Below are 22,765 nucleotides of genomic sequence, written 5' to 3' on the forward strand. Positions count from 1 at the left end.
GAGGATTCCCCATGACGACGGCTGCAGAGATTAAGCGTCTCCAGGACCACGGTCTGTACTCCAAGAGCAACGAGCATGATGCTTGTGGTCTGGGTTTTGTTGCCCACATCAAGGGCCAGAAACGTCATGACATCGTCTTGGGCGCGCTCAAAATTTTGGAAAACATCGACCACCGCGGTGCTGTGGGTGCAGACCCGTTGATGGGTGATGGCGCAGGTATCTTGATTCAGATTCCTGACCAGCTCTACCGTGAAGAGATGGCCAAGCAAGGTGTGACACTGCCACCGGCTGGTGAATACGGCGTGGGCATGATCTTTTTGCCTAAAGAACATGCATCCCGCCTAGCTTGCGAGCAAGAGATGGAACGCGCCATCAAGGCCGAAGGCCAAGTGCTGCTGGGCTGGCGCGATGTACCGGTGAACCGCGACATGCCTATGTCGCCCACCGTGCAGGAAAAAGAACCTATCCTGCGCCAAGTCTTCATTGGCCGCGGCGCAGACGTGATCGTGCAAGACGCGCTGGAGCGCAAGCTGTACGTGATTCGCAAGACTGCCAGCGGTGCGATTCAAGGTCTGGGCCTCAAGCACAGCAAGGAATACTACGTTCCTTCCATGAGCAGCCGCACCGTGGTTTACAAGGGCCTGTTGCTGGCCGACCAAGTGGGCGTGTACTACAAGGACTTGTCGGATGAGCGTTGCGTCTCCGCCATCGGTCTGGTGCACCAGCGTTTCTCTACCAATACCTTCCCTGAGTGGCCACTGGCTCACCCTTATCGCTATGTGGCGCACAACGGTGAAATCAACACCGTGCGCGGCAACTACAACTGGATGCTGGCGCGCGAAGGTGTGATGGCTTCTCCTGTGCTGGGTGAAGACCTGCAAAAGCTGTACCCGATCAGCTTTGCCGGCCAGTCTGACACTGCTACTTTCGATAACTGCCTTGAGTTGCTGACCATGGCTGGCTACCCCATCAGCCAGGCTGTGATGATGATGATTCCCGAGCCTTGGGAGCAGCACGAAGCCATGGACGAGCGTCGCCGCGCCTTCTATGAGTACCACGCAGCCATGATGGAGCCATGGGATGGCCCTGCATCCATCGTGTTCACCGATGGTCGCCAAATCGGCGCTACGCTGGACCGCAATGGCCTGCGTCCTTCGCGTTATGTGGTGACTGAAGATGATCTGGTGATTCTGGCTTCTGAAGCCGGCGTATTGCCCGTTCCCGACAGCAAAATCGTGCGCAAGTGGCGTCTGCAGCCCGGCAAGATGCTGCTGATCGATCTGGAGCAAGGCCGCATGATTGAAGACGATGAGCTCAAAGCCAACGTCGTCAACACCAAGCCCTACAAGCAGTGGATTGAAAACCTGCGCATCAAGCTTGACCAAGTCGAAATTCCTGCGGATTTCAAGGCTCCTGTAGCTAAGTCCGATCTGTCGCTGCTGGATCGTCAGCAAGCCTTTGGTTTCACGCAAGAAGATATCAAGTTCTTGCTGACTCCCATGGCTGAAAAGGGCGAAGAAGGCATTGGCTCTATGGGTAACGACAGCCCGCTGGCCGTGCTGTCGGACAAGAACAAGCCGCTGTACAACTACTTCCGCCAGATGTTCGCCCAAGTGACGAACCCGCCCATCGATCCGATCCGCGAAGCGATCGTGATGAGTCTGGTGTCCTTTGTGGGACCCAAGCCCAACCTGCTGGACATCAACCAAGTCAACCCGCCGATGCGCCTGGAGCTGCAGCAGCCTGTCCTCGACTTCGAAGGCATGGCACGTCTGCGTGACATTGAAAAGCACACCAACGGCAAGTTCAAAAGCTCGACCATCGACATCACTTACCCTCTGAGCTGGGGCAAGGAAGGCGTGGAAGCCAAGCTGGCATCGCTGTGCGCCCATGCTGTGGATGAAATCAAGGGCGGCGCTAATATTCTGATCATCAGCGACCGCAATGTGAGCGCTACGCAAGTGGCCATCCCTGCGCTGCTGGCGCTGTCTGCCATCCACCAGCATCTGGTGAAAGAAGGCCTGCGCACTACAGCTGGTCTGGTGGTGGAAACCGGTACTGCCCGTGAAGTGCACCACTTTGCGGTGTTGGCCGGTTACGGCGCAGAAGCCGTTCACCCCTATCTGGCGCTGGAAACGCTGGTCGATATCTTCAGTCGTGAAGATGCGCCCATCACTGCTGACAAGGCCATCTATCATTATGTGAAGGCCATCGGCAAGGGTCTGTCCAAGATCATGTCCAAGATGGGCGTGTCTACCTATATGTCGTACTGCGGTGCCCAGCTTTTTGAAGCTGTGGGCCTCAATACTGCGACTGTTGACAAGTACTTCACCGGCACGGCTAGCCGTGTGGAAGGTATCGGCATCTTTGAGATTGCTGAAGAAACCATTCGCAACCACCAAGCCGCTTTCAGCGACGACCCGGTGTTGGCTGACGCGCTGGACGCAGGCGGTGAGTACGCTTGGCGCGCCCGTGGTGAAGAGCATATGTGGACGCCTGAAGTGATTGCCAAGCTGCAGCACTCCACCCGCTCCAACAACTTCAACACCTACAAGGAATACGCCCAGCTGATCAACGATCAGAGCAAGCGCCACATGACGCTGCGTGGTCTGTTCGAGTTCAAGTTCGATCCCGCCAAGGCCATTCCTGTGGACCAAGTGGAGTCTGTCAAGGAAATCGTCAAGCGCTTTGCAACTGGTGCTATGTCGCTGGGCTCCATCTCCACGGAAGCTCATGCAACGCTGGCTGTGGCTATGAACCGCATTGGCGGCAAGAGCAACACTGGCGAAGGTGGTGAAGATCCCAAGCGTTATCGCAACGAGTTGAAGGGCATCGCCATCACCAAGGGCGAGACTTTGGGCTCCATCATCGGTAAGGACAAGGTTGAGTCTGATATCGAGTTGCAAGCCGGTGACAGCCTGCGATCCAGGATCAAGCAAGTCGCTTCGGGTCGTTTTGGCGTGACTGCTGAATATCTGTCTTCTTCCGATCAAATTCAGATCAAGATGGCTCAGGGCGCTAAGCCCGGTGAAGGTGGTCAGTTGCCCGGCGGCAAGGTGTCCGAGTACATCGGCGCACTGCGTCACTCTGTGCCGGGTGTGGGCCTGATTTCGCCTCCTCCTCACCACGACATCTACTCGATCGAAGATTTGGCTCAGCTGATTCACGATCTGAAGAACGTGGCTCCGCACGCCAGCATCAGCACCAAGCTGGTGTCTGAAGTGGGTGTGGGCACGATTGCTGCAGGCGTGACCAAGTGCAAGAGCGATCACTTGGTGATCGCCGGCCATGACGGCGGCACTGGCGCATCGCCTTGGTCCTCCATCAAGCATGCGGGCGGCCCTTGGGAGATCGGTCTGGCTGAAACTCAGCAAACTCTGGTGCTCAACCGTCTGCGTGGCCGTGTGCGCGTGCAGGCTGATGGCCAGATGAAGACCGGCCGCGATGTGATCATTGGCGCTTTGCTGGGTGCTGACGAGTTTGGTTTTGCTACCGCGCCTCTGGTGGTCGAAGGCTGCATCATGATGCGCAAGTGCCACCTGAACACCTGCCCTGTGGGCGTGGCCACGCAAGACCCCGTGCTGCGCGCCAAGTTCACTGGCAAGCCTGAGCATGTGGTGAACTACTTCTTCTTCATCGCTGAAGAAGTGCGCCAGATCATGGCCCAGCTGGGTATTGCCAAATTTGACGACCTGATTGGCCGCTCTGACCTGCTGGACACTCGCAAGGGTATCGAGCACTGGAAGGCTCAGGGTCTGGATTTCAGCCGCCTGTTCTATCAGCCTGAAGTGCCTGCAGATGTGCCGCGCTTTCATGTGGAGTCGCAAGACCATTTGCTGGACAAAGCGCTTGACGTCAAGCTCATCGAGCGCTGCAAGCCTGCCATCGAAAACGGCGAAAAAGTACGCATCATGGAAGTGGCGCGCAACGTCAACCGCTCCGTGGGTGCCATGCTCTCTGGCGCAGTCACTAAGCTGCACCCAGAAGGCTTGCCAGACGACAGCATCCGTATCCACTTTGAAGGTACAGGCGGTCAATCGTTTGGCGCCTTCTTGTGCAACGGCATTACGCTGAACCTGTCTGGTGAAGCCAATGACTACACCGGCAAGGGCTTGTCCGGCGGTCGTGTGGTGGTGCACCCCAGCCATGAATTCCGTGGCAACACAGTGACCAACACCATCGTGGGCAATACCGTGATGTTTGGCGCGACCAGCGGTGAAGCCTTCTTCAGTGGCGTCGCTGGCGAGCGTTTTGCGGTGCGTCTGTCAGGTGCTACAGCTGTGGTCGAAGGCGTGGGTGATCACGGCTGCGAATACATGACTGGCGGTACCGTGGTGGTGCTGGGTAAGACTGGCCGCAACTTCGCTGCCGGTATGAGCGGCGGTGTGGCTTATGTCTACGACGAAGACGGTAAGTTTGACCAGCGTTGCAACACGGCTTCAGTGAAGCTGGAGAAGGTGCTGCCGCATGACGAGTTCGTCTCGCGCATTGATCCTGCCATCTGGCACCGTGGTCAAAGCGATGACCAGCAACTGCGCAACTTGCTTGAAGCGCATAGCCGTTGGACGGGCTCCAAGCGTGCCCGTGAGCTGCTGGACAACTGGGCCGTTGCACGTGCCAAGTTCGTCAAGGTGTTCCCGACCGAGTACCAGCGTGCTCTGGGCGAGATCTTTGAACGCAAACAGAAGGCTGAACAAGCGAAATCGCAAGATGCGAAAGCGCTAACAGCTACTAAAAAAGAAGCAGTAGCCGCCAAGTAATAAGGCCTGAAGCGGTGGTGGCCGAGCTACCACCGCGCACTGCAAGCGAACACAGATTTCAAGGAATACAGATCATGGGAAAGACCACCGGCTTTATGGAATACGACCGCATCGAAGAGGGCTATGCCCCCGTTGCGGAACGCCTCAAGCACTACAAAGAATTCGTCATTGGTTTGACGACTGACCAAGCCAAGGTACAAGCGGCGCGCTGCATGGATTGCGGCACGCCTTTTTGCAACAACGGCTGCCCGGTCAACAACATCATTCCGGACTTCAACGACCTTGTGTACCGTGATGACTGGAAGAACGCCATCGCCACGCTGCACAGCACCAACAACTTCCCTGAGTTCACGGGCCGGATCTGCCCCGCACCTTGTGAAGCGGCTTGCGTGGCCAACATCAATGGCGACGCGATTGGCATCAAGTCCATCGAGCACTCCATCATTGACCGCGCCTGGAACGAAGGCTGGGTCAAGCCCCTGCTGCCCAAGCACCAAACCGGCAAGAAGGTTGCCGTGGTTGGCGCCGGCCCTGCTGGCATGGCTGCTGCCCAGCAACTGGTGCGTGCGGGTCACGATGTGACGCTGTTTGAAAAGAACGATCACGTGGGTGGCCTGCTGCGCTATGGCATCCCTGACTTCAAGCTGGACAAGGGTTTGATCGACCGCCGCGTGGCACAGATGCAAGCCGAAGGCCTTAAGATTCGCACTGGCGTGCTGATCGCTGGCCCTGAAGGTTTGGGTAAGGACTCCAAGGTCACCAACTGGGCCAACGAAACGATCAGCCCAGATCAACTCAAGGCTGAATTTGACGCCGTGCTGTTGACTGGCGGCTCCGAGCAATCGCGTGACTTGCCCGTGCCCGGCCGTGAGCTCGATGGCGTGCACTACGCCATGGAGTTCCTGCCTCAGCAAAACAAGGTCAACGGTGGCGACAAGCTCAAGGGTCAGCTGCGCGCTGATGGCAAGCATGTCATCGTCATCGGCGGTGGCGACACCGGCTCTGATTGCGTGGGGACCTCCAACCGCCACGGCGCCAAGAGCGTGACCCAGTTTGAAGTCATGCCAATGCCGCCCGAGCAGGAGAACAAACCTATGGTCTGGCCTTACTGGCCGATCAAGCTGCGCACCAGCTCCAGCCACGATGAAGGTGTGGTGCGCGAGTTCGCCATTTCCACCAAGGAATTCACAGGCGACAAGGGCAAGGTCAAGAGCCTGACCACGGTGCAGGTCGAATTCAAGGACGGCAAGCTGTGCGAAGTGCCTGGCACTGAAAAGGTCTGGCCCGCTGATCTGGTGCTGCTGGCCATGGGCTTTGTTCACCCTGTGTCGCCTGTGCTCGAAGCCTTTGGCCTCGAAAAAGACGCACGTGGGAACGTGAAGGCCAGCACCGATTTCATCGGTGGCTACGCAACCAATGTCAGCAAGGTGTTTGCTGCGGGCGACATTCGCCGCGGTCAGTCGCTGGTGGTCTGGGCCATTCGCGAAGGCCGTCAGGCTGCACGCTCGGTCGATGAGTTCTTGATGGGCGCAAGCGAGCTGCCCCGTTAATCAGTAGCGCTGCACTCAAAAAGGCATTCTTCGGAATGCCTTTTTTCATAGCCGGAGCGCCAGTCAATCATTGCATCGCATTTTTGTCGTTTTATCTCGCTTTTGAGTAGGGTGTGAGCGTCGAAAGATGCTGGTATTGAGTCAAATAGTGTGCAATTTTTGAAGCAGGCGCATGGTTTTGCAACCGGCGAGTGACGCGGTGCTCCGTCTCGGCGACAATAGAGGATTCGGCGCTGGCGGCAGCCCGTCCGGCTTCAGCGTTGTTGGGGTGGGTGGGTGCAGTCAATGCTCCCCGGTTTTTTTCACTTCACTCTTTTCGACGCCATGAAAAAACGTACCCTGCTGGCCTCCGTGGCCCTGACTGCTATCTTGGCCGCCTGCGGCAAGAACGAACCCGCATCCAGCAATGCTGCAGCTCCCGCAGCCGGACCTGCCGCCGTGGTTGCTACCAAGCTAGTCGTGGGTCTGGACGACAACTTCCCGCCCATGGGCTTCCGTGACGAGAAGAACGAGTTGGTTGGTTTTGACATCGACATGGCCCGTGAAGCCGCCAAGCGCGCCAACATCGAAGTGGAATTCAAGCCAATCGACTGGAACGCCAAGGAAGCTGAATTGCTGGGCAAGCGCGTTGACGCTCTGTGGAATGGCCTGACCATTCTGGAAGAGCGCAAGGAAAAGATTCTGTTCTCTGACGCCTACATGATGAACAAGCAAATCATCATTGTGAAGGCTGGCTCGGACATCAAGGGCAAGGCTGACATGGTCGGTAAGGTTGTGGGCGCTCAAGAAGGCTCTAGCGCTGTGACTGCCATGACCAAGGACAAGGAACTGTCCGACAAGTTCAAGGAAACCAAACTGTTCGGTGACAACATCACCGCCCTGATGGACCTGGAAGCCGGTCGTCTGGACGTCGTTGTGGTTGACGAAGTAGTGGGTCGTTATTTGGTGAACAAGAAGCCTGAGAACTACTCCGTGCTGAGCGATGACTTTGGTACTGAAGAGTACGGCGTTGGTTTCCGTAAGGACGACGAAGCGACTCGCAACAAGATCAACGACGTGATCGCTGAAATGAAGAAGGACGGCAAGGCCGCTGAAATCGCTCAAAAGTGGTTTGGCGCTGACGTTATCAAGCACTAATCCTTTTTAGCGTACTGCACCGGCAATGCTTGGCATTGCCGGTTTTTTTTGCTACGACAATGCGTGCAAAGATTTTTGATGCACGCCCGTGCCTGTGGCAGGCTTTTGATAGCCGTGGTGCCACACTGAAGGCCATTCGATGGAATATGTAATCTCGCTCTTGGGGCCCATGTCGGCTGGTGCCCTTGTTACTCTCAAGCTGTTTTTCATCACGCTAGCTCTGTCCATTCCTTTGGGCTTGGCGCTGGCGCTGATGCGTATCTCTAGCATCAAGCCGCTAAGCAGCGCCGTGGGCGCTTATATCTGGCTGATGCGTGGCACGCCGCTGATGCTGCAGCTGCTGTTTATTTATTTCGCGTTGCCCTTTGTGCCCGTGATTGGCGTGCGCCTGCCCGACTTTACGGCTGCTGTGGTGGCTTTTGCGCTGAACTACGCGGCCTACTTTGCCGAAATCTTCCGCGCTGGTATCAAGTCCGTGGACCGCGGCCAGTATGAAGGTGCCAAGGTGCTGGGCATGACATATGCACAGACCATGCGCCGCATTGTGTTGCCCCAGATGTGGGCCCGCATTTTGCCGCCCATCAGCAACGAGACCATTACGCTGGTCAAAGATACATCGCTGATCTACGTGCTGGCGCTGAACGATTTGCTGCGCGTAGCGCGCGGTGTGGTGCAGCGTGATTTCAGCTTTACCCCGTTTATTGTGGCGGCGGCCTTCTATCTCATCATGACGCTGATCCTGACATGGGGCTTCCAGCACCTTGAGAAGAAGTATTCAAAATATGACGCATAGCCCCCAGTGCGGCTACGCTGCTTCCCCTGAAGCAGGGCGAATGCTTTGCCGCGAGGCGGCTCTTGCTCCGCGCCTTTCCCATGGGGGAGCTCAGTTTTCAGCGCCGGGCGCTATGGAGAGTTTGTAATGACGTCTACATCTGACGTAATGATTTCTGCGCAAGGCATTCACAAGGCCTTTGGCAGCAACGAAGTGCTGCGCGGCGTATCGCTGGATTTGCTACGCGGTGAGGTTGTCGCGGTGATTGGCCCTTCCGGCTCGGGCAAGAGTACGTTTTTGCGCTGCCTGAATCATCTTGAAACCATTGACCGCGGCAGCATCACCATCGAAGGTGAAGTGCTGGCCCAGTCTCAAGGTGACGGTGAAAGCCAAACCAAAGCTCAGTACGTCAGCGACGCCGAGATTCGCAAGCTTGGCCGCAAGATGGGCATGGTGTTTCAGTCTTTCAATCTGTTTCCTCACCTCACCGTGCTGGAGAACATCATTGAAGCGCCCGTCATCGTCAAGGGTATGACCCGCGCAGAGATCATCCCCAAGGCTGAAGCCTTGCTGGCCAAGGTCGGCTTGGCTGCCAAGCGCGATGCTTACCCCAATCACCTCTCCGGCGGTCAAAAGCAGCGCGTGGCCATTGCCCGTGCGCTGGCGATGGAACCGGACATTTTGCTGTTTGACGAGCCCACATCCGCGTTAGACCCGGAGCTGACCGGCGAAGTGCTGCGCACCATGCGCGAGTTGGCCGAAGAGCATATGACCATGCTGGTGGTGACCCATGAAATGGGTTTTGCCCGCGAAGTGGCGGGCCGCGTGATCTTCATGGATGGCGGTCATATCGTGGAGCAAGGTCCTTCAGAAGCCTTTTTCGCTGCGCCAAAACACGAACGCACCAAGGCATTTTTGTACAACATGTTGTAAAAAGGATGCAACGGCCAATTTGATTTCATATCGCAAAATCGGCCGCTGTCCCTTTTATATCAATGTTTCTTAGCTCCTGAAAAAGGAGTGAACACTCCGTTTCCTATGCCAGTGACCGTATGAACATTCATTGATGAATGTTTGCTACGGGCTAACCCGAGCGTTTTGCTTGGCAAGGCGGCACAATACTCGATTGCTTTCATTTAGTTGCTCCTCACGCATGTCACCTAACGCACCCTTTGTGGAATTGCGCAATGTCACCTTTGGCTATGGTGACCGCATCATCCTGCGCGATCTCTCCTTGCAAGTGCCACGTGGCAAAGTCACGGCGCTGATGGGAGCCTCGGGCGGTGGCAAGACCACAGTGCTGCGCTTAATTGGCGGGCAAAACCATGCCCAGCAAGGGCAGGTGATGATGGATGGTCAAGACGTGACCACCATGGATGCCGATCAGCTCTATGCAGCCCGCCGCCGTATGGGCATGCTGTTTCAGTTCGGCGCGCTGTTTACCGACATGAGCGTGTTTGACAACGTGGCCTTTCCGCTGCGTGAGCACACCGATCTGCCTGAAGAGCTGATTCGCGACATTGTTTTGATGAAGTTACACGCCGTGGGCCTGCGCGGAGCACGGGACTTGATGCCTTCGCAGGTGTCTGGCGGCATGGCCAGACGCATTGCACTGGCCCGCGCCATTGCACTTGACCCTGAACTCATCATGTATGACGAGCCCTTTGCAGGCTTGGACCCGATTTCTCTGGGCACCTCGGCGCAGCTGATTCGTCAGCTCAACGATGCCATGGGCTTGACTTCGATTCTGGTCTCCCACGACTTGGAAGAAACCTTCCGCGTGGCCGATCATGTGGTGATCTTAGGCTCTGGCGGTGTGGCTGCTCAGGGTACGCCCGCTGAAGTGCGTGCCAGCACTGACCCGCTGGTACAGCAATTTATTAACGCCAGACCCGTGGGGCCTGTGCCGTTTCACTATCCCGGCGTCAGTGCCGATGAAGACTTTGGCAGCCGGAGGCGTGCATGAACTTTCTCGCACGCATTGGCGCGGCTGTGCGCAGCCAGCTGATCAATATGGGCATAGGCGCGCGCCTGTTTTGGCGTCTGCTGACCTTGCTGGGACCGGCGCTCAAACGCCCGCGTTTGATTGGCGACCAGATTCACTTTTTGGGCAATTATTCGCTAGCCATCATTGGCGTGTCGGGTTTGTTCGTGGGCTTTGTGTTGGGTCTGCAGGGCTACTACATTTTGCAGCGCTACGGCTCGGCCGAGGCGCTGGGCATGATGGTGGCGCTGAGCTTGCTGCGCGAGCTTGGCCCTGTGGTGACGGCTTTGTTGTTTGCCGGTCGTGCCGGCACAGCGTTAACGGCTGAAATCGGCTTGATGAAGGCAGGTGAACAACTGTCTGCTATGGAAATGATGGCGGTTGACCCGGTTAAACGCATCTTGGCACCGCGCTTTTGGGCGGGCCTTATCACCATGCCTTTGCTGGCGGCCGTGTTTAGTGCGGTGGGCGTGCTGGGCGGATGGCTGGTTGGCGTGGTGATGATTGGTGTGGATAGCGGCGCTTTCTGGGGCCAGATGCAGCAAGGCGTTGACTGGTGGGTTGACCTGGGTAACGGGGTGCTCAAGAGCTTTATCTTCGGCATTGCGGTGACTTTTGTGGCGCTGCTGCAAGGTTATGCCGCCAAACCCACACCTGAAGGTGTTTCACGCGCGACCACCAGAACCGTGGTCGTCGCTTCGCTTGCCGTGCTGGGTTTGGACTTCCTGCTCACCGCAACCATGTTCAGTATTTGAGGCTGCACAGCCAAATCAAAGGTATAAAAATCATGCAGCAAAAGAAAAGCGATATTTGGGTGGGTCTGTTTGTGTTGATTGGCGCGCTGGCGCTGGTCTTCCTCGGTTTGCAGTCGGCGAATCTGCTCAGTCTGAATTTTGAAAAAACCTATCCCATCACCGCACGTTTTGACAACATTGGCGGGCTCAAGCCCAAGGCCGCAGTCAAAAGCGCGGGTGTGGTTGTGGGGCGAATTGAATCCATTACCTTCAACGATCAGACCTTTCAGGCCGATGTGGCTATGAACATGGAAAATCGTTATGTCTTTCCCAAAGACAGCTCGCTGAAAATCCTGACAAGTGGCCTGCTGGGTGATCAGTACATTGGTATTGAGGCGGGCGCTAGCGACGAGAACTTGAAAGCAGGTGATCGCGTGACAGCAACCCAGTCTGCTGTGGTGTTGGAGAATTTGATTGGCCAGTTCCTTTATGGCAAGGCTGAGCAAGGCGGTGACTCCGGTGGATCTGCAACTAACGGGGAAGCGAAAGAATGATGACTACAACAAGCCCACAAACTAACTTTGTGTCAAAAAAGGCGCAAGTCTTTAAGCGCACTGGACTGGTAGCTAGCATTTCTGTAGCAGCTCTGCTGACAGGCTGTGCTACGACGCAAGGCCCTGCGAATCCAGCGGACCCGCTGGAGTCTATGAATCGCAGCATTTACTCCTTCAACGAAGGACTCGATGACGCCGTGTTCAAGCCCGTCGCTACGGCTTATCAGGCGGTAACCCCTCGCGTGGCCCGCGATGGCGTGACCAACTTTTTCGGCAACTTAGGGGATGCTTGGTCCTTCGTTAACAACGTGTTGCAAGGCCAAGGCGAGGGCGCTTACAACTCCATGGTGCGCTTTAGCGTCAATACTGTGTTTGGTATTGGCGGTCTGTTCGACGTTGCCAGCGAAGCGGGTATTCAGCGTAAAAAGCAGGACTTCGGTCAGACTTTGGGCCGCTGGGGCGTACCTACGGGACCATATCTGGTACTGCCGTTCTTAGGCCCATCCACCGTGCGTGATACCGGCGGCTTTGCGGTTGATTCCATGGCCTCTCCATTGAAGCAGGCCCATGATGTGGGTTGGCGCAACAGCCTGTATGGCCTGCGCATTGTCAATACACGCGCAGGCTTGCTTAAAGCGGGCGATGTGCTCGATTCTGTCGCTTTGGACAAGTACAGCCTGATGCGTGATGTGTATCTGCGCTCACGCATTGGCGGCGTGGTGTCTGGCGGAGATGGTCGTCTTGAAAATTATGATGACGACAACGCTGGAAAACTGCCCCCCGAAGGCCAATAAACGGCTGCAAGCAGCTAGTTACAAAGAATATGTATGGGCCCAGCAAGTGCGGTGACACTTGCAAGCTCAAAAGGAAAAGCAATGAAAATGACTCGTCGCGTTTGGAGCATGGCCGCTGGTGCCATGCTTGCTCTGAATCTGGCCCTGCCTGCGCAGGCCGCGGATGAAACGCCTGATGCTTTGGTCAAGCGCGTCTCTTCTGATGTGCTGGAGACCATCAAGAAAGATGCCACGCTGCGCACTGGCAACACGGGCAAGGTCAACGCACTGGTCAATGAAAAAGTCATGCCTTATGTGGACTTTCGCCGCATGACTTCTGCGGCAGTGGGCCCCACTTGGCGTCAAGCCACGCCTGATCAGCGCCAAAAGCTGCAGGATGAATTCAAGGCGCTGCTGATCCGCACTTACTCGGGCGCTTTGTCCCAAGTTGGCGACCAGACTATTACAGTCAAACCTCTGCGCATGGCTGCAGGCGACATCGATGTCTTGGTGCGCACGCAGGTCAACGGCCGCGGCGAGCCTGTGCAATTGGACTTCCGTCTGGAAAAGCAAGCGGACGGCTGGAAAATTTACAACCTGAATGTGCTGGGTGTGTGGCTGGTTGAAACCTATCGCAACCAGTTTTCTCAGGAAATCAATGCCAACGGCATCGATGGCCTGATCAAGACTCTGGCGTCGCGCAGCTCCATGCCTGCCAACGTCTCCAAATAAGCGTATAGCTTTAGTCACCATGGCCAAGTCTGCGACCCATCCTCTGCAATTGCCCAAAGAGCTGACCTACCGTCAGGGGCGTGATTGCCTGCTGCGCCTGCGCCCTTTGGTCACGGCCCATGCAGATGCTCAGGTGGTGGTCGATGCCAGTGCCGTTAAGGTGTTTGACTCTGCCGCTTTGGCCGTATTGCTGGCCTGCCGCCGTGCGGCCCAGGAAGTGGGCAAGCAGTTGATCGTCACAGGCCTGCCGAAGGGCTTGCAATCCATGGCTGCTCTATACGGGGTAGATGTTTTGCTGCTACCGCCTTTGATGCTCAGCGCTGATGCAGCTATCAAGCAAGGCTAGCTTCAGCTGCTAAGCAAGCGATTTCAAGAAAACGCTCAGAAGGGGCTAGACGTTGTAAGCCCCGCTGCGGCACAAGCAGCACTCAGGCTCTAGAATCATGGGCTCCATGCCTGCAGTCTCATTCCAATCCGTCTCCAAGACCTTCCAAACCCCTAAAGGGGATTTTCAGGCGCTCAAATCAGTGAGCCTGGATATCGAGGAAGGCGAATTTTTCGGCCTGCTCGGCCCCAATGGCGCGGGTAAGACCACCATGATCAGCATTCTGGCTGGACTGGCGCGCGCCACTAGCGGGCGTGTGCTGGTTCAGGGCAGCGATGTGCAGGCCAATTTCTCGGATGCGCGCCGCAAGCTGGGCATCGTGCCGCAGGAGCTGGTGTTCGACCCCTTCTTCAATGTGCGCGAGGCGCTGAAGTTCCAGTCGGGTTACTTTGGCGTAAAAAACAATGATGACTGGATTGATGAGCTGCTGGAAAGCCTGGGTCTGACGGACAAGGCACACAGCAATATGCGTCAACTCTCAGGCGGTATGAAGCGCCGAGTGTTGGTCGCGCAGGCGCTGGTACACAAGCCGCCCATCATCGTGCTCGATGAACCTACGGCAGGCGTGGATGTGGAACTGCGCCAGACGTTGTGGCACTTTATTGCCAAGCTCAACAAGCAGGGCCACACGGTGCTGCTGACCACCCATTATTTGGAAGAGGCCGAGGCCTTGTGCAGCCGCGTAGCCATGCTTAAGCGCGGCGAGATCATCAAGCTCTCGCCCATGAGTGAGCTGCTCAAATCCGCATCTAGCAATGTGTTGCAGTTCAAAACAGATAGCACCTTGCCCAAGGAGCTGGCTGAGCGCGCCCGTATTACAGGCCGAATTGTGCAAATTCCCGCAGCGCATGCCGGCGATGTGGAGCAGTTGCTAGCTGCTTTGCGCCAAGGTGGCGTGACGCCCGAAGACGTGGAAATCCGCCGTGCTGATTTGGAAGATGTCTTTATCCACATCATGAATGAAGGCTCTAAGAGCGCAGCAACTGCTGGAGATGCAGCATGAGCGGTTGGCAAACCCTGCTGAAGAAGGAAGTTTTGCGCTTCTGGAAGGTCAGCTTTCAAACCGTGGCCGCCCCTGTGCTGACGGCCGTGCTGTACCTGCTGGTCTTTGGTCATGTACTCGAAGGCCGTGTCACCGTGTATGACGGCATTGCCTACACCGCGTTTCTGATTCCTGGCTTGGTGATGATGGGCATGTTGCAAAACTCCTTTGCCAACAGCTCCTCCAGTCTGGTGCAGAGCAAGATCATGGGCTCGCTGGTGTTTGTGCTGCTCACGCCGCTTTCGCACTGGGCTTGGTTCAGTGCCTATGTGGGCGCCGCTATTTTGCGGGGTCTGTTGGTGGGCTTGGGCGTGTTTGTGGTCACTCTGTTCTTTGCCATTCCAGACTTTGCCGCACCGCTGTGGATCTTGGTGTTTGGTTTCTTGGGTTGCGCACTCATGGGCACGCTGGGCGTTATCGCCGGTCTGTGGTCTGAGAAATTTGACCAGATGGCCGCGTTTCAAAACTTTTTGATCATGCCGCTGACCTTTTTGTCCGGCGTGTTCTATTCCGTTCATTCGCTGCCAAGCTTTTGGCAGGCGGTCAGCCATCTGAACCCGTTTTTCTACATGATTGACGGCTTTCGCTATGGCTTCTTCGGTCAAAGCGATGCATCGCCTTGGCTGAGCTTGGCCATTGTGGGCAGCGTCTGGCTGGCCGTGAGCGCGCTGGCGGTGCACCTGCTGCGCATTGGCTACAAGATTCGTAACTGATTTTTAGAATTCACGCATGGCTGCTTGCGAGACAATGAATGGTTTCGCCAGCCCTGTGCTTAAAGGTTTTTTTCATGACTGCAGATCAACTCAAAGACCTGATTGCCGCCGGCCTGCCCTGCGAGCACATTGACATTCCGGAAGGTGATGGCACCCATTGGTATGCAACCATCGTCTCTGCCAAGTTTGAAGGTCAGCGTCTGCTGGGTCGTCAGCGTTTGGTCTATGGCACGCTGGGTAACCGCATCGCCACCAATGAAGTCCATGCGTTTTCGATGAAGACTTTTACGCCTGCTGAATGGGCTGCAGCTCAAGCCTAAGGCTGGGTTAATGCAAATTTAATAGCTGCTAGTCCTTTATTTATATGGACTAGAAGCGCTTTTTATATATACACATATCAAGGCTGTAGCCATGGACAAACTCAAGATCCACGGTGGTCGCTCTCTTCAGGGCGAAGTGCTGATTTCTGGCGCCAAAAACGCCGCTCTGCCTGAGATGTGCGCTGCACTGCTCACCAACGAGCCCGTTCACCTGCTCAACGTGCCGCGCCTGCATGACGTGGCCACCATGCGCAAGCTGCTTAACAACATGGGTGTGACGACTGAGACCCATGGCGAGCGCGGCGGCATCAGCTTTGTTGCCCCTGACAGCCTGACGCCTGAAGCCCCTTACGAGCTGGTCAAGACCATGCGCGCCTCGGTGCTGGCGCTGGGCCCGCTGTTGGCTCGCTTTGGCCACGCCAAGGTGTCGCTGCCCGGCGGCTGCGCGATTGGTTCGCGCCCGGTGGATCAGCACATCAAGGGTTTGCAGTCCATGGGTGCCATCATCACGGTGGAAAACGGCTACATGAACGCCAGCTTGCCTGAAGGCTGGACCAAGCTCAAAGGCGCACGCATCACCACCGACATGGTGACCGTGACCGGTACTGAGAACTTTCTGATGGCGGCTGCGCTGGCCGATGGCGAGACGGTGCTGGAAAACGCGGCCATGGAGCCCGAAATCAGCGATCTGGCCGAAATGCTGATCAAGATGGGTGCCCAAATCACCGGTCAAGGCACCAGCCGTATCGTGATTCAAGGTGTGGACAAGCTGCACGGCTGCGAGCATGCCGTGGTGGCTGACCGCATTGAAGCGGGCACTTTCTTGTGCGCCGTGGCGGCCACAGGCGGCGAGGCGCTGCTGCGCCATGCGCGTGCCGACCATCTGGGCGCGGTCATCGACAAGCTGACGGAAGCGGGCGTGAAGGTGGAATCTGTAGAGGGCGGCCTGAAGGTCAGCTCTGACGGCAAGTTGAAGGCGCAGAGCTTTCGCACGACCGAGTACCCTGGCTTTCCCACCGATATGCAGGCCCAGTTCATGGCCCTGAATTTGGTGGCTGAAGGCAATAGCGTGGTGACTGAGACCATTTTTGAAAACCGCTTCATGCACGTCAACGAGATGGTGCGTTTAGGCGCACGCATCGCCACTGACGGACGTGTGGCCACTATTGAAGGCGGCAAGCGTTTGTCGGGTGCGACTGTCATGGCAACAGACCTGCGTGCCTCTGCCAGCTTGGTGATCGCCGGTTTGGTCGCTGAGGGCGAAACCTTGGTGGACCGCATTTATCACTTAGACCGCGGTTACGACCGCATGGAAGAGAAACTGCGCGGCTTGGGCGCTGATATTGAGAGAGTTTCAGAATGACGATCGCAAGCTCGGTGACTATCGCCCTCTCCAAGGGCCGAATCTTTGAAGAAACCGTGCCTTTGCTGGCGGCTGCTGGCATCGAGGTGACGGAAGACGTGGAAAAGTCGCGCAAGCTGATTTTTGACACCAACCGAGCCGACGTGCGCGTGGTGCTGGTGCGCGCCTCTGATGTGCCGGTGTACGTGCAGTACGGCGGCGCCGACTTGGGTGTGTCGGGTCTGGACTCTTTGATCGAGCATGGCGGCCAAGGCCTGTACCAGCCGCTGGACCTGCAAATCGCCAAGTGCCGCGTCAGCGTCGCTGTGCGCAATGGTTTTGACTACCAGCACGCAGTCAAGCAAGGTGCGCGTCTGCGTATTGCGACCAAGTACCCCGAGATTGCCCGCAACTTCTTTGCCAAGAAGGGCGTGCACGTGGACATGGTAAAGCTCTACGGCTCCATGGAGCTGGCCCCGCTGACCGGCATGGCAGATGCCATCGTCGACTTGGTCTCCACCGGCAATACCCTTAAGGCCAATGACTTGGTTGAGGTCGAGCCCATCATGGAAATTAGCTCGCGTCTGGTGGTTAACCAAGCCTCGCTCAAGCTCAAGCAAGCACCGCTGCGCCACATCATTGATGCGTTTGCAGCCGCTGTAGCTGCCAAAAACAACTGATCTCTCCGCACTGGTAAATACTATGGAATTCGTAGCTGCTCCCGCCCGTCTATCAACCGCTGACACCACTTTTGAGCATGATTTTGCAAAGCGTCTGCATTGGTCGGCTGACACGGACGCAGCCATCGAGCAGCGCGTGGCGGATATCTTGGCCGATGTGCAGCAGCGTGGCGATGCCGCCGTGCTGGAGTACACCGCCCGCTTTGACAGCCTGCAAGCCGATTCCATGGCTTCTTTGGAGCTGACGCAAGCCGAGCTGAAAGCCGCATTCGACAGCCTGCCTTCCGTGCAACGCGAGGCACTGGAATCAGCAGCTAAGCGCGTGCGCAGCTATCACGAGGCGCAGAAAAAGGCCAACGGCGAAAGCTGGAGCTACCGCGACGAAGACGGCACTTTACTGGGCCAGAAGGTCACCCCGCTGGATCGCGTAGGCATCTATGTGCCCGGCGGCAAGGCCGCTTACCCAAGCAGCGTGCTGATGAACGCCATTCCTGCCCATGTGGCCGGCGTGCCAGAAATCATCATGGTCGTGCCCACCCCCAAGGGTGAGAAGAATGCTTTGGTGCTGGCCGCTGCCTATGTGGCTGGCGTGCACCGCGCCTTCACCGTGGGCGGCGCGCAGGCTGTGGCGGCTTTGGCTTACGGCACGGCCACCATCCCCAAGGTGGACAAGATCACCGGCCCCGGCAATGCCTACGTAGCCAGCGCTAAAAAGCGCGTGTTCGGCATCGTCGGCATCGACATGATTGCCGGCCCTTCGGAAATTTTGGTGCTGGCTGACGGCACCACACCCCCAGACTGGGTGGCGATGGATTTGTTCAGCCAAGCCGAGCATGACGAGCTGGCCCAGTCCATCTTGCTGTGCCCCGATGCGGACTACATCGACAAAGTGCAAGCGTCTATCGATCGCCTGCTGCCCGAGATGCCGCGCAAAGCCATCATCGCTAAGAGCCTGAACGACCGCGGCGCGCTGATTTTGACGCGTGACATGGAAGAAGCCTGCGCCATCAGCAACCGCATTGCGCCGGAGCATCTGGAAGTCTCCAGCAGCGAGCCGCACCGCTGGGAGCCTTCGCTCAAGCACGCCGGCGCCATCTTCTTGGGGGCTTACACCTCTGAATCACTGGGCGACTACTGCGCAGGCCCCAACCACGTGCTGCCCACCAGCGGCACAGCGCGCTTTTCCTCGCCTTTGGGCGTGTATGACTTCCAAAAGCGCAGCTCCATCATTGAGGTGAGCGAGCAGGGCGCCCAAGTACTCGGCCAAATCGCCTCGGTGCTGGCGCATGGCGAAGGCTTGCAGGGCCACGCCCGTGCGGCTGAAATGCGCTTGAAGTAATTCAGCAATGAAATAAAAAACGGGCTGGATGCTTTGCACCCAGCCCGTTTTCATTTTGGATTAATCAGACTAAATCAGGACTGAATCGCGCGATTTTTGTTCATCGCAACCATGCCGGTCACAATGCGGTAGAGGAACCAGATGGAGACAATCACCCAAGCTGGATTGAAGAGGAACAAGCCCAGCAAGAAGAATGGGAACGTCACTGCGTAGAGCACGATGGCCCAAATTACGCTGCGCAGGCGCCAAGAGAAATGGCTCTCTTGCCAAGTCCCGCGCGCATCACCGCGCTTGACCACATCAATGATGACGGCCACGATCAGCAAAAACACACTCACCTGTGCGCCGGGCAACACAGCGGCTACGGCTACTACCAAGTGCAGCAAGTAGCTGACCCAACCCCAAGCCTTAAGGCCTTGAATCTCGGCAGAGTTGCTGCTGTGTACGTCAATGATGTCGCGGTCGTCGGCCATTAGGTATTTCCTTTTTCCTGCTCTGCGCGTTCTTTCGCCTTGCGCAATGCTTTTTCTTCCAAGCCGCTGGTGCCTTCACGGCGCTCCAACTCGGCCACTACGTCGGCGGGCGTCAAGCCATAGTGCGACAGTGCGATCATGGAGTGAAACCACAAGTCCGCAACTTCATAAAGGATTTTTGCCTTGTCAGCGCCAGCATCCACATCTTTGGCGGCCATGACGACTTCGGTGGCTTCTTCGCCAATCTTCTTCAAAAAAGCATCGGGCCCTTTGTGCAGCAGGCGCGTGACATAGCTTTTCTCGGGATCGCCCCCGTTGGCAACCTTGCGGCTTTCGATGACGGCGGCCAGACGGGCCAATGCGCCTTCAAGCGAGGCAGTGTTTTGTTCGGACATGGCTTTATTTGTAGATGGAAGCAGGATCTTTCAAGACCGGATCGACAGAAATCCACTGGCCGTCCTTGAAAACGCTGTAAAAGCAAGAGTGGCGCCCGGTATGGCAGGCAATGCCGGGCTCGTGGCCTTCTTGGGTGATTTTGAGCAGCACCACGTCGTTGTCGCAGTCGATGCGAATCTCGTGCACGGTCTGCACATGGCCGGACTCTTCACCCTTGAACCACAGCTTGTTGCGCGAGCGGCTGAAGTACACAGCGCGGTTGAGCTCAGCCGTCTTTTCCAGCGCCTCGCGGTTCATCCACGCGAACATGACGACATCGCCGCTGCCATGTTCCTGCGCAATCACGGGCACAAGGCCTTGCGCATCCCATTTGACTTGATCGAGCCAGCTCATTGCAGACCTTTGTTTTTGTGAGCAGCCAGTGCAGGCCAGCTGTTCGTTTCAAACCAAAAATACCCAAGAGCCAGCGAGGAACCCGCACAAGCTGCTCTCAAAATGCGAGCGATTACAGGCGCACAGGAATGCCGCGTGCGCGCATGCATTCTTTGGCCTGCTGCACCGTGTACTCGCCGTAATGGAAGATGCTGGCAGCGAGCACCGCGTCCGCGCCGCCAATGGTTACGCCATCAGCTAAGTCTTCCAGGTTACCCACACCGCCTGATGCAATCACCGGAACGCCCACCGCATCGGCCACGGCGCGGGTCAGCTTTAAGTCAAAGCCGCTCTTGGTGCCGTCTTTGTCCATGCTGGTCAGTAAAATCTCACCCGCGCCGCGTTGGGCCATTTCAGCGGCCCAGCGCACCACATCCAGGCCCACATTCTTGCGGCCACCGTGGCTGTACACATCCCAGCCGGGGCCCATGGGCGTGCCGCCGGGGCCTATGCGCTGCTCGTCTTCAGGCTTGCGGCGCTTGGCATCAATGGCCACCACAATGCACTGCGCGCCGTACTTGTCGCTGCAGGCGTTGATGGTGTCTGGGTTGGCAATTGCAGCGGAGTTAAAGCTGGTCTTGTCGGCACCTGCGTTGAGCAGGCGGCGCACATCGTCCACCGTGCGCACGCCGCCGCCCACCGTCAGCGGGATGAAGACTTGCGAAGCCACGGCTTCGATGATGGGCAAGATCAAATCGCGCCCGTCGCTGGTAGCGGTGATGTCCAAAAACGTCAGCTCGTCCGCGCCTTGCGCGTTGTAGCGCGCGGCGATTTCTACCGGGTCGCCCGCATCGCGCAGCTCCATAAAGTTGACGCCTTTGACCACGCGGCCGCCGGTCACGTCAAGGCAGGGAATGATGCGTTTGGCAAGCATGATGAACTCTCTGAACGATTAAAACAGGGCAGCGTTTTGATGGGCCGGGTGAGCTTGCATCAAAACGCCGTCAAATGCTGAGCCGCCTGCCAGCACTGGCCGGGCGCGACCACCACAGGTGCATTAATGGCCGCAGCTTCCACGCACAGCATGTGCTGCCAGCTATCAGCTTGCATGTCGTTGAGCGTGGCGCACAGGGCGGGGCCGGGGTTCCAGACCACGGTTTCGCTCCACGGTGCGTCTTGCGCAATTTGCAGCCAAGGCTGGCCTTGGTCTTTCCCTTGCACTTGTAGTTGCAAGGCATCTGCCGCACGCGGGTAGACGCGATCGGTCTCGGTGCCAAAGCGCACAGCGCCTTGCTGCGTAATGTGGGTATCGGGCACGGCCGCTGCAGCATCCCAATAGGTCAGGCCTTGAAGGCCATGCAAACTGGCTTGCTCAACCTGCGGCACACGCAGATAGCTGTGCAGCGCTGCGGTAAACGGCAAATCTTGCTGTCCCCGGTTATGCACTGCCAGCTGCACGATCAGCGCGCCGGGCTTGAGCTGCAGCGTCAGTCGCGCGTCAAAGGCATGCGGCCAGACGGCGCGAGAATCTTCGCTGTCCGTCAGTCGCAAAGTGATTTGCGCGCCATCCTCGCCCAAAGGCTGGGCGGCATCGGCCAGCCATTGGCTGAGTCGTGCAAAACCATGTTTGACCAGCGGCCCGCGCTGGTTGAACTGGGGAAAGCAGACAGGAATGCCGCCGCGAATGGCGCTCTTTCCGTCATGGGCGGCCTTGGGGCTGAGGAACAAACGCTCCTTGCCGCCGCTCACCCATGACAGCACCTGCGCACCTTGCAGGCTGAGCAAGATGGAATCACCTTGCGCCAGCTTTAAAGTAATAGCAGGAAGTCCTTGCCAATCAATGGCTTGGACCTGAAATGATGAGTTATTCACCCGCCAACTCGTCTGCACGCGCTTGGCCTGCAGCAAAGTCCAGATCGCCGGTGTAGATGGCACGACCGCAGATCACGCCTTCAACGCCTTCGCTCTCCACAGCGCACAGGGCTTCGATATCCGCCATGCCGGCCAGACCGCCCGAAGCGATGACCGGAATCTTCAGCGACTGGGCCAGCTTGACGGTGGCGTCCACATTGATGCCAGTCAGCATGCCGTCGCGGCCAATGTCGGTGTAGATGATGGATTCCACGCCCCAGCCTTCAAAGCGCTTGGCGGTTTCGATCACATCTTGGCCCGTGAGCTTGCTCCAGCCGTCGATAGCGACCTTGCCGTCCTTGGCGTCCAGACCCACGATGATGTGGCCGGGGAAGGCGGCGCAAGCGTCTTGCAAAAATCCGGGGTTCTTCACAGCGGCGGTGCCGATGATGAGGTATTCAATGCCCAGATCGATGTAGCGCTCAATCGTGTCCAGATCGCGAATACCGCCGCCCAGCTGCACGGGGATCTGACCGTTCACCGCCTTCAAGATGCTTTTGATGGCTCCCAAGTTCTTGGGCTGGCCCGCAAAGGCGCCATTCAAGTCCACCAAATGCAGGCGACGCGCGCCGGCTTGCAGCCACTTGGTGGCCATGGCAGCGGGGTCTTCTCCGAAGGTGGTGGACTGGTCCATATCACCCTGAATGAGGCGAACGCAGTGGCCGTCTTTGAGGTCGATAGCGGGGATGAGCAACATGATGGTGGTCTGCTAGCAAAGGTGGCCGTCTGATGGGGCCAGTTGAAAAAACTCGGGTTACCAATGAATCAGTCTTGCAATGTGCGCAAAGACTGGTTC

Annotated in this window: 23 protein-coding genes; 17 read left to right on the forward strand and 6 right to left on the reverse strand. The window is 57.3% G+C overall.

All coding sequences use genetic code 11. The features are described 5' to 3' along the window. Positions 1 to 11 precede the first annotated feature (11 nt). The 17 genes from KUF54_RS00945 (at position 12) to hisD (ending at position 18,817) form a co-directional block, all read left to right on the forward strand. Complete coding sequence (locus tag KUF54_RS00945) at positions 12 to 4,760, forward strand: glutamate synthase-related protein (RefSeq protein WP_219344419.1); 4,749 nt, start codon at positions 12 to 14, stop codon at positions 4,758 to 4,760. A gap of 74 nt (positions 4,761 to 4,834) precedes the next feature. Further along, a complete protein-coding gene (locus tag KUF54_RS00950) occupies positions 4,835 to 6,310 on the forward strand; it encodes a glutamate synthase subunit beta (protein WP_219344421.1) in 1,476 nt (491 codons plus the stop codon). A 324-nt stretch (positions 6,311 to 6,634) separates the two neighbouring features. Next, a complete protein-coding gene (locus KUF54_RS00955; protein WP_219344423.1) occupies positions 6,635 to 7,447 on the forward strand; it encodes an amino acid ABC transporter substrate-binding protein in 813 nt (270 codons plus the stop codon). Between the two features lie 139 nt (positions 7,448 to 7,586). Further along, a complete protein-coding gene (locus tag KUF54_RS00960) occupies positions 7,587 to 8,240 on the forward strand; it encodes an amino acid ABC transporter permease (protein WP_219344425.1) in 654 nt (217 codons plus the stop codon). A 147-nt stretch (positions 8,241 to 8,387) separates the two neighbouring features. Then, a complete protein-coding gene (locus tag KUF54_RS00965) occupies positions 8,388 to 9,152 on the forward strand; it encodes an amino acid ABC transporter ATP-binding protein (protein ID WP_219346216.1) in 765 nt (254 codons plus the stop codon). A gap of 220 nt (positions 9,153 to 9,372) precedes the next feature. Continuing rightward, the gene (locus KUF54_RS00970; protein ID WP_219344427.1) at positions 9,373 to 10,185 is read left to right on the forward strand and encodes an ABC transporter ATP-binding protein; all 813 of its coding nucleotides are present in this window, start codon (positions 9,373 to 9,375) and stop codon (positions 10,183 to 10,185) included. After that, complete coding sequence (gene mlaE, locus KUF54_RS00975) at positions 10,182 to 10,958, forward strand: lipid asymmetry maintenance ABC transporter permease subunit MlaE (protein WP_219344429.1); 777 nt, start codon at positions 10,182 to 10,184, stop codon at positions 10,956 to 10,958. Before KUF54_RS00970 ends, mlaE begins: the two co-directional genes overlap by 4 nt. Positions 10,959 to 10,990: 32 nt before the next feature. Then, positions 10,991 to 11,491 (forward strand): outer membrane lipid asymmetry maintenance protein MlaD, encoded by a 501-nt coding sequence (mlaD, locus tag KUF54_RS00980; RefSeq protein ID WP_219344431.1) that lies wholly within the window; start codon positions 10,991 to 10,993, stop codon positions 11,489 to 11,491. Beyond that, complete coding sequence (locus KUF54_RS00985) at positions 11,488 to 12,285, forward strand: VacJ family lipoprotein (RefSeq protein ID WP_219344433.1); 798 nt, start codon at positions 11,488 to 11,490, stop codon at positions 12,283 to 12,285. Before mlaD ends, KUF54_RS00985 begins: the two co-directional genes overlap by 4 nt. An 81-nt stretch (positions 12,286 to 12,366) precedes the next feature. Next, entirely contained in the window at positions 12,367 to 12,996 is a 630-nt protein-coding gene (locus KUF54_RS00990; protein WP_219344435.1) for a phospholipid-binding protein MlaC, read from the forward strand. Positions 12,997 to 13,015: 19 nt separating this feature from the next. After that, complete coding sequence (locus KUF54_RS00995) at positions 13,016 to 13,342, forward strand: lipid asymmetry maintenance protein MlaB (RefSeq protein WP_219344437.1); 327 nt, start codon at positions 13,016 to 13,018, stop codon at positions 13,340 to 13,342. Positions 13,343 to 13,448: 106 nt separating this feature from the next. Continuing rightward, complete coding sequence (locus KUF54_RS01000; protein WP_219344439.1) at positions 13,449 to 14,384, forward strand: ABC transporter ATP-binding protein; 936 nt, start codon at positions 13,449 to 13,451, stop codon at positions 14,382 to 14,384. Next, complete coding sequence (locus KUF54_RS01005) at positions 14,381 to 15,136, forward strand: ABC transporter permease (RefSeq protein WP_219344441.1); 756 nt, start codon at positions 14,381 to 14,383, stop codon at positions 15,134 to 15,136. Before KUF54_RS01000 ends, KUF54_RS01005 begins: the two co-directional genes overlap by 4 nt. A gap of 74 nt (positions 15,137 to 15,210) precedes the next feature. Further along, a complete protein-coding gene (locus KUF54_RS01010) occupies positions 15,211 to 15,456 on the forward strand; it encodes a BolA family protein (RefSeq protein WP_219344443.1) in 246 nt (81 codons plus the stop codon). 91 nt (positions 15,457 to 15,547) lie between these two features. Then, complete coding sequence (gene murA, locus KUF54_RS01015; protein WP_219344445.1) at positions 15,548 to 16,819, forward strand: UDP-N-acetylglucosamine 1-carboxyvinyltransferase; 1,272 nt, start codon at positions 15,548 to 15,550, stop codon at positions 16,817 to 16,819. Continuing rightward, a complete protein-coding gene (hisG, locus tag KUF54_RS01020; protein WP_219344446.1) occupies positions 16,816 to 17,478 on the forward strand; it encodes an ATP phosphoribosyltransferase in 663 nt (220 codons plus the stop codon). Before murA ends, hisG begins: the two co-directional genes overlap by 4 nt. A 22-nt stretch (positions 17,479 to 17,500) precedes the next feature. Beyond that, on the forward strand, positions 17,501 to 18,817 hold the full coding sequence (gene hisD, locus KUF54_RS01025; RefSeq protein WP_219344447.1) for a histidinol dehydrogenase: 1,317 nt from the start codon (positions 17,501 to 17,503) through the stop codon (positions 18,815 to 18,817). Between the two features lie 74 nt (positions 18,818 to 18,891). Here hisD and KUF54_RS01030 read toward each other — a convergent pair whose 3' ends face one another. The 6 genes from KUF54_RS01030 to hisA all read right to left on the reverse strand — a co-directional run bounded on the left by KUF54_RS01030 (position 18,892) and on the right by hisA (position 22,666). Beyond that, positions 18,892 to 19,290 (reverse strand): hypothetical protein, encoded by a 399-nt coding sequence (locus tag KUF54_RS01030; RefSeq protein ID WP_219344448.1) that lies wholly within the window; start codon positions 19,288 to 19,290, stop codon positions 18,892 to 18,894. Further along, positions 19,290 to 19,685 (reverse strand): phosphoribosyl-ATP diphosphatase, encoded by a 396-nt coding sequence (locus tag KUF54_RS01035; RefSeq protein ID WP_219344449.1) that lies wholly within the window; start codon positions 19,683 to 19,685, stop codon positions 19,290 to 19,292. The genes KUF54_RS01030 and KUF54_RS01035 overlap by 1 nt, the downstream gene beginning before the upstream one ends. 4 nt (positions 19,686 to 19,689) lie before the next feature. Beyond that, a complete protein-coding gene (hisI, locus tag KUF54_RS01040; RefSeq protein WP_255576409.1) occupies positions 19,690 to 20,118 on the reverse strand; it encodes a phosphoribosyl-AMP cyclohydrolase in 429 nt (142 codons plus the stop codon). A 73-nt stretch (positions 20,119 to 20,191) separates the two neighbouring features. Continuing rightward, the gene (hisF, locus tag KUF54_RS01045) at positions 20,192 to 20,992 is read right to left on the reverse strand and encodes an imidazole glycerol phosphate synthase subunit HisF (protein ID WP_219344453.1); all 801 of its coding nucleotides are present in this window, start codon (positions 20,990 to 20,992) and stop codon (positions 20,192 to 20,194) included. 59 nt (positions 20,993 to 21,051) lie between these two features. After that, the gene (locus tag KUF54_RS01050; RefSeq protein WP_219346217.1) at positions 21,052 to 21,930 is read right to left on the reverse strand and encodes a D-hexose-6-phosphate mutarotase; all 879 of its coding nucleotides are present in this window, start codon (positions 21,928 to 21,930) and stop codon (positions 21,052 to 21,054) included. Beyond that, positions 21,923 to 22,666 (reverse strand): 1-(5-phosphoribosyl)-5-[(5-phosphoribosylamino)methylideneamino]imidazole-4-carboxamide isomerase, encoded by a 744-nt coding sequence (hisA, locus tag KUF54_RS01055; protein ID WP_219344455.1) that lies wholly within the window; start codon positions 22,664 to 22,666, stop codon positions 21,923 to 21,925. The genes KUF54_RS01050 and hisA overlap by 8 nt, the downstream gene beginning before the upstream one ends. Between the last annotated feature and the right edge of the window lie 99 nt (positions 22,667 to 22,765).

Origin of the sequence: Comamonas sp. Y33R10-2 (assembly GCF_019355935.1) — a bacterium.
In the GTDB taxonomy this organism is placed as follows: Bacteria; Pseudomonadota; Gammaproteobacteria; order Burkholderiales; family Burkholderiaceae_C; genus Comamonas.